This window comes from Pseudomonas folii, from assembly GCF_014357575.1.
Lineage (GTDB): Bacteria > Pseudomonadota > Gammaproteobacteria > Pseudomonadales > Pseudomonadaceae > Aquipseudomonas > Aquipseudomonas folii.
Genome location: NZ_JACONW010000216.1, coordinates 1 through 6,571, shown reverse-complemented (window position 1 = coordinate 6,571; position 6,571 = coordinate 1). Strand labels below are relative to the sequence as shown.

Annotated in this window: 5 protein-coding genes; 4 read left to right on the top strand and 1 reads right to left on the bottom strand. The window is 58.5% G+C overall.

The window, feature by feature from the left end; genetic code table 11:
* Positions 1–72 precede the first annotated feature (72 nt).
* Entirely contained in the window at positions 73–1,074 is a 1,002-nt protein-coding gene (gene gap, locus H8S59_RS25290; protein WP_027898731.1) for a type I glyceraldehyde-3-phosphate dehydrogenase, read from the bottom strand.
* A gap of 219 nt (positions 1,075–1,293) precedes the next feature.
* Between gap and edd the strand changes: the two genes are divergently transcribed.
* The 4 genes from edd to H8S59_RS25270 all read left to right on the top strand — a co-directional run bounded on the left by edd (position 1,294) and on the right by H8S59_RS25270 (position 6,435).
* Complete coding sequence (edd, locus tag H8S59_RS25285) at positions 1,294–3,120, top strand: phosphogluconate dehydratase (protein WP_187523204.1); 1,827 nt, start codon at positions 1,294–1,296, stop codon at positions 3,118–3,120.
* Entirely contained in the window at positions 3,117–4,094 is a 978-nt protein-coding gene (locus H8S59_RS25280) for a glucokinase (RefSeq protein WP_095094187.1), read from the top strand. The genes edd and H8S59_RS25280 overlap by 4 nt, the downstream gene beginning before the upstream one ends.
* Before the next feature lie 139 nt (positions 4,095–4,233).
* The gene (locus H8S59_RS25275) at positions 4,234–4,971 is read left to right on the top strand and encodes a response regulator (protein WP_095094188.1); all 738 of its coding nucleotides are present in this window, start codon (positions 4,234–4,236) and stop codon (positions 4,969–4,971) included.
* 60 nt (positions 4,972–5,031) lie between these two features.
* Entirely contained in the window at positions 5,032–6,435 is a 1,404-nt protein-coding gene (locus H8S59_RS25270) for an ATP-binding protein (protein WP_095094457.1), read from the top strand.
* Positions 6,436–6,571 lie beyond the last annotated feature (136 nt).

Sequence of the window (6,571 nt, the reverse complement as noted above, 5' to 3'; positions counted from 1 at the left end):
TGGGGTGTCCAAACAAAAAAATGCTATCGCAGCCTTCGGCAGCTCCTACAAGGCGCAAGCACTCCGCCAGTTTTACTCCGCGTTATGCAGCGCCAGGCAGTTATCCAGCATGCGGTTGGAGAACGCCCATTCGTTGTCGTACCACGCCAGAACTTTTAGCAGTTTGCCGCTGACTTTGGTGTGATTGGCATCGAAAATCGACGACAGCGGATTGTGATTGAAGTCGTGAGAAACCAGCGGCAACGTGTTGTATCCCAAAACCTTCGAATGCTGACTGGCTTCTTTCATCAGCGCATTGACGTCCGCAGCCGTGGTGTCGCGAGTCAGTTGTACGGTCAGGTCCACCAGCGACACATTGATCACCGGAACGCGAACTGCCATGCCCGTCAGTTTGCCCGCCAGTTCCGGCAGTACCAGGCCTACCGCTTCGGCCGCGCCGGTCTTGCTCGGGATCATCGACTGAGTGGCCGAGCGCGCACGGTACGGGTCGGTGTGATAGACATCGATCAGATTCTGATCGTTGGTGTAGGCATGAATAGTGGTCATCAAGCCGCTTTCGATACCCAGTTCACGGTGCAGCACTTGTGCGACCGGAGCCAGGCAGTTAGTCGTGCAGGATGCGCTGGAAATGATTTGATGCGATTTACGCAGCGTGTCGTGGTTAACGCCATAGACGATGGTCGCGTCGGCACCTTGAGCCGGGGCCGAGATAATCACCTTGCGAGCACCGGCAGTCAGGTGCGCAGCGGCTTTGTCGCGGCTGGTGAACAGACCGGTGCATTCGAACACCACGTCGATGTCCTGTGCTTTCCACGGCAACTCGGCAGGGTTGCGAATGGCGCTGACCGCAATACGGTCACCATTGACCGTCAGGCTCTCGCTGTCACACTCGACCGTGCCGGAAAAAGGCCCGTGAACGGTGTCGAAACGGAGCAGGTGAGCGTTCATCTCACTGTCGCCCAAATCATTGATGGCGACGACCTGCAGGTCTTGGCGGTAGCCTTGGGTATACAGTGCGCGTAGGACGTTGCGGCCGATGCGGCCAAAACCATTGATTGCGATACGAAGAGTCATACAGCCGTCCTTTCTGAATTTGTTGTTGGAATTACAAGATTATTCGCATAGAAATAGAAAACAAGCCTTTTTAGTGGCAATATTTTGTTTTATCTACAACGAGAAGCCTGTAAGGCCAAAACAGTTGATCGAGATCAAGCTTTTACAGATAAGGCCTGTGCCTCGAAATCTGCAAGGTCTGAAACGGGTGACCACATACGTTAGCCTGGAGTTCAGCACATGCATCCCCGCATCCTTGAAGTAACCGAGCGGCTGATAGCCCGTAGTCAAGAAACCCGGCAGCGCTATCTGCAACTGATTCGAGGCGCCGCCAGCGACGGCCCGATGCGCGGCAAGCTGCAGTGCGCCAACTTCGCTCATGGCGTCGCAGCCTGTGGTCCTGAAGACAAAAACACTTTGCGCATGATGAACGCGGCTAACGTTGCTATCGTGTCCTCCTACAATGACATGCTCTCGGCGCATCAGCCGTACGAGCACTTCCCCAACCAGATCAAACAGGCTTTACGTGACATTGGTTCGGTCGGTCAGTTTGCCGGTGGTGTACCGGCCATGTGCGACGGTGTAACCCAGGGCGAGCCAGGCATGGAGATTGGCATCGCGAGCCGTGAAGTCATCGCCATGTCTACTGCCGTAGCGCTCTCTCACAACATGTTCGACGCCGCATTGATGCTGGGCGTCTGCGACAAGATCGTGCCGGGCCTGATGATGGGGGCGCTGCGCTTCGGCCATCTGCCGATGATTTTTATTCCGGGCGGGCCGATGGTTTCCGGTATTTCCAACAAGGAAAAAGCCGATGTCCGCCAGCGTTATGCCGAAGGCAAGGCCACCCGTGAAGAGTTGCTGGACTCCGAGATGAAGTCTTACCACGGCCCAGGCACCTGCACTTTCTACGGCACCGCCAACACCAACCAATTGCTGATGGAAGTCATGGGCCTGCATTTGCCCGGCTCGTCATTCGTCAATCCGTACACTCCGCTGCGTGATGCCCTGACGGTCGAGGCCGCACAGCAAGTGACGCGCATGACCATGCAGAGCGGCAACTTCATGCCCATCGGCGAAATCGTCGACGAGCGTTCGCTGGTCAATTCGATTGTCGCGCTGCACGCCACGGGCGGCTCCACCAACCATACCTTGCACATGCCAGCCATCGCTCAAGCCGCGGGTATTCAACTAACCTGGCAGGACATGGCTGACTTGTCTGAAGTCGTGCCGACCCTGACTCATGTCTATCCAAACGGCAAAGCCGATATCAACCACTTCCAGGCTGCTGGCGGCATGTCGTTCCTGATTCGCGAGTTGCTGGAAGCCGGTCTGCTCCATGAGGACGTCAACACCGTGCTGGGCCGCGGTCTGAGCCGTTATACCCAAGAGCCATTCCTGGAAGACGGCAAGCTGGTATGGCGCGAAGGCCCGATCGAAAGCCTCGATGAAAACATCCTGCGTCCGGTCGCCAAAGCGTTCTCACCTGAAGGTGGCCTGCGGGTGATGGAAGGCAATCTGGGACGCGGTGTGATGAAGGTTTCGGCCGTCGCCCTGGAGCATCAGATTGTTCAGGCCCCGGCAAAAGTCTTTCACGATCAGCAGGACCTGGCGGATGCGTTCAAGGCTGGCGAGCTGGAATGTGATTTCGTGGCTGTCATGCGCTTTCAGGGGCCGCGCTCCAACGGCATGCCTGAGCTACACAAAATGACACCATTTCTGGGTGTTCTGCAGGACCGGGGTTTCAAGGTTGCGCTGGTCACCGACGGACGCATGTCAGGCGCATCGGGCAAGATCCCGGCAGCCATTCACGTCTGCCCTGAAGCCTACAGTGGTGGCCCTTTGGCCCTCGTGCAGGATGGCGACATTATCCGTGTGGATGGCGTAAAAGGGACCTTGCAAGTTCTGATCGAACCGGCAGAATTGGCCGCCAGAGAACCCGCTGTGGGCCATCTGGACAATGCGGTCGGCTGCGGTCGCGAACTGTTCGGTTTCATGCGCATGGCCTTCAGCTCCGCTGAGCAGGGCGCCAGCGCCTTTACCTCGAGTCTGGAGACGCTTAAGTGAAGTTGGCCCTGGTCGGTGATATTGGCGGTACCAATGCACGTTTTGCCATTTGGGAAGACGACAAGCTGCATTCGATCCGGGTATTCCCGACCATCGACTATGCCAGCCCGGAGAAGGCCGTTGAGGTCTATCTTCAGGATCTGGAGCTGCAAAGAGGCGACGTAGGTTCCGTCTGTCTGGCGGTTGCCGGGCCTGTGGATGGCGACGAATTCGAGTTTACCAACAGCCATTGGAAGCTCAGCAAATCGGCGTTCTCCGCGAATCTGAAAATTGATGATCTGCTGTTGATCAACGACTTCAGTGCCATGGCGCTGGGTATGACGCGCCTGGCTGACGATGAATACCTGACGGTCTGTCACGGTATCGGCGAGCCGGATCGCCCGCGTGTGGTGGTGGGACCAGGAACCGGGCTCGGGGTTGGCACCTTGCTCAGTGTCGGCGTCAATCACTGGATGGCCTTGCCGGGCGAGGGGGGGCATATCGATCTGCCCATCGGCAATGCGCGCGAAGCCATGCTGTGGATGCGCTTGATGGCGGAGCATGAACACGTCAGCGCCGAAACCGTACTCAGTGGTGCCGGGCTGTTGCTGCTCTACCAGGTCAGCTGTGCGCTGGACGATATCGAACCGGTGCTCAAATCTCCGGCAGCCATTACCTCGGCAGCCGTCGCGGGCGATCCTGTTGCTGCCGCCGTGCTGGAGCAATTCTGTGTGTTCCTCGGGCGCGTGGCAGGTAACAATGTGCTCACCGTCGGCGGTCGTGGTGGCGTGTACATCGTTGGCGGCGTGGTGCCGCGTTTTACCGAGTTCTTCATGAACAGCGGTTTCAAGCGCGCTTTTGCCGAGAAGGGAGTAATGAGCGATTACTTCAAAGGCATCCCGGTCTGGCTGGTGACCGCCGAGTATCCAGGTTTGATGGGGGCCGGTGTGGCGTTGCAGCAGGCGTTTGGTGAAGAGCGCGCGGTAGAGCTGTGATTTGTCTGTAGGAGCTGCCGAAGGCTGCGATGACGGTGTGTCAGGTAAACCGCCTTCGCAGCCTTCGGCAGCTCCTACAGGGTTTGTGTTCAGGTTCCACCCCTAACAATAACGATCCATAGCAACAAGGACGATCCCAGTGAGCTCAGTCAGTAAATCGATCCTGCTGGTCGATGACGACCAGGAGATTCGTGAGTTGCTGCAAACCTACCTGAGCCGCTCCGGCTTTCAGGTGCGTGCCGTCGGCGATGGTGCGGGCTTTCGTCAGGCATTCAATGACGAACCCGGCGACCTGCTGATCCTCGACGTGATGCTGCCCGACGAAGACGGCTTCAGCCTCTGCCGTTGGGTGCGCCAACATGTTCGCCATCCCCATGTGCCCATCATCATGCTCACCGCCAGCTCAGATGAAGCAGACCGTGTGATCGGTCTGGAGCTGGGAGCGGATGACTACCTCGGCAAACCTTTCAGCCCGCGAGAGCTGGTTGCCCGTATCAAAGCCCTGTTGCGGCGTGCGCAGTTCGGACAAGAGCGCGTGGGCGGTGATGTGCTGACCTTTGATGAGTGGCGGCTGGACATGGTCAGCCACCGGCTGTTCCACAGTGACGGTGAGGAGGTCATCCTGTCCGGCGCCGACTTTGCGCTGCTCAAGCTGTTCCTCGATAACCCGCAACAGATCCTCGACCGTGACACCATCGGCAACGCCACCCGTGGCCGAGAACTGATGCCCCTGGAGCGTATCGTCGATATGGCGGTCAGCCGTCTTCGCCAGCGTCTACGTGATACCGGCAAGTCGCCGCGCTTGATCCGGACCGTGCGTGGCAGTGGTTATCTGTTGGCTGCCAATGTGATCTGCCAAGCCAGCAGTGGTTACTGAGTGCTGATCAACGATGCACCACGGCGCTGTTTGCCGCTGCCACGCTCGTTGCTTGGGCGCATGTTGCTGTTGACCTTGCTGGCAGTGTTGCTTGCTCAGGCGCTATCGAGTGTGATCTGGTTGTCGCAACTGCGTGCCACGCAAATGGAAGGTCTGGTCACCAGTGCGCGCAGCCTTGCTCACTCCATGGCGGCCAGCGTCAGTTACTTTCGGTCCTTGCCGTTGGCCTATCGCCCGTTGGTGCTCGACCAGCTGCGCAGTATGGGCGGCACGCGCTTTGTGGTGTCCCTCAATGATCGTCCGCTGGACATGAAAGTGCTGGATGCCACGCCGCGTAAACAGGCGGTGCTGACCGCCGTCGACGACGTGCTGCGTCAGCATCTGGGCAATGATCCGGCCATTGCAGTGTGGTTCGTACGGCCTGAAGACTTGCGCATCTTCAATAGCGGTCTGACTCTGGATGAACTGCCGCGCTCCTGGGCGCATTACGCACTCACTCTGGAACCTGTTAACCCGCCCGTGCTGGTGACGCAAATCGAGCTGGCGGCAGGGGAGTGGTTGTACATCGCGTCGCTGCTGCCTGAGCCTTACACCACTCTTGAAGAACAGGACCTGCCACTGCAACAGGTCTGGTTCATCCTGCTTACCAGCGGTTTTCTGCTGTTGTTCATTGGGTTGCTGGTGCATTGGCAGAGTCGGCCGCTCAAACGTCTGGCACGGGCTGCGCGCGACATGTCGCTGGGGGCGGATGTCGAGCCGGATGTCGAAGGCGGTGCCAGTGAGGTAGTGGAGGTCAGCAGGGCGTTCAGCGCCATGCGTACTCGCATCAGCCGTTACCTGACCGAGCGTGGTCAATTGTTCAGCGCGATCTCCCATGACCTGCGCACACCGATCACTCGCTTGCGACTGCGCGTCGAGTTGCTTGAGGACGAAGCCCTGCAAGCCAAATTCACCCGCGACCTCGATGAGCTGGAGCTGTTGGTCAAAGGCGCGCTGCAATGCGTGAAGGACACTGACATTCACGAGAACATCGAGGCTGTTGACCTTAACCATGTGCTCGATTGCCTGGTTGAGCCTTACCTGGCGCCTCATGGCAATGGCAACGCCACGCAGGAGGGCAAGGCGCTTGGGCCTTACCCCGGCAAACCGCTGGCGCTCAAGCGCTGCATCGGCAATCTGATCGACAACGCTCTCAAATACGGCACCAAAGCTCACCTCAAGATCGAGGACAACCTCCAGGCCTTCGTCCTGCACGTGGACGATGAAGGGCCGGGCGTACCGGAGCAGCGCCTTGAGCGAGTGTTCGAACCGCACTTCCGGCTCGCGGGCAATCAACAGCAAGGTTATGGCCTCGGCCTGGGCATCGCCCGTAACATCGCACACAGCCATGGCGGTGAGGTCAGCCTGCAGAACCTGCGCGGCGGCGGACTGCGGGTGACGTTGTATTTGCCTAGAACGGATTGATCATTTCAAGACGTGGGACCGGCTTTAGCCGGGAAGGCGGCATTCCAGGCGATGAAGATGTAGCGACTGTACTGACCTCTTCCCGGCTAAAGCCGGTCCCACGACACCATCGCGTAGACCGCACTCCGCCAATGTA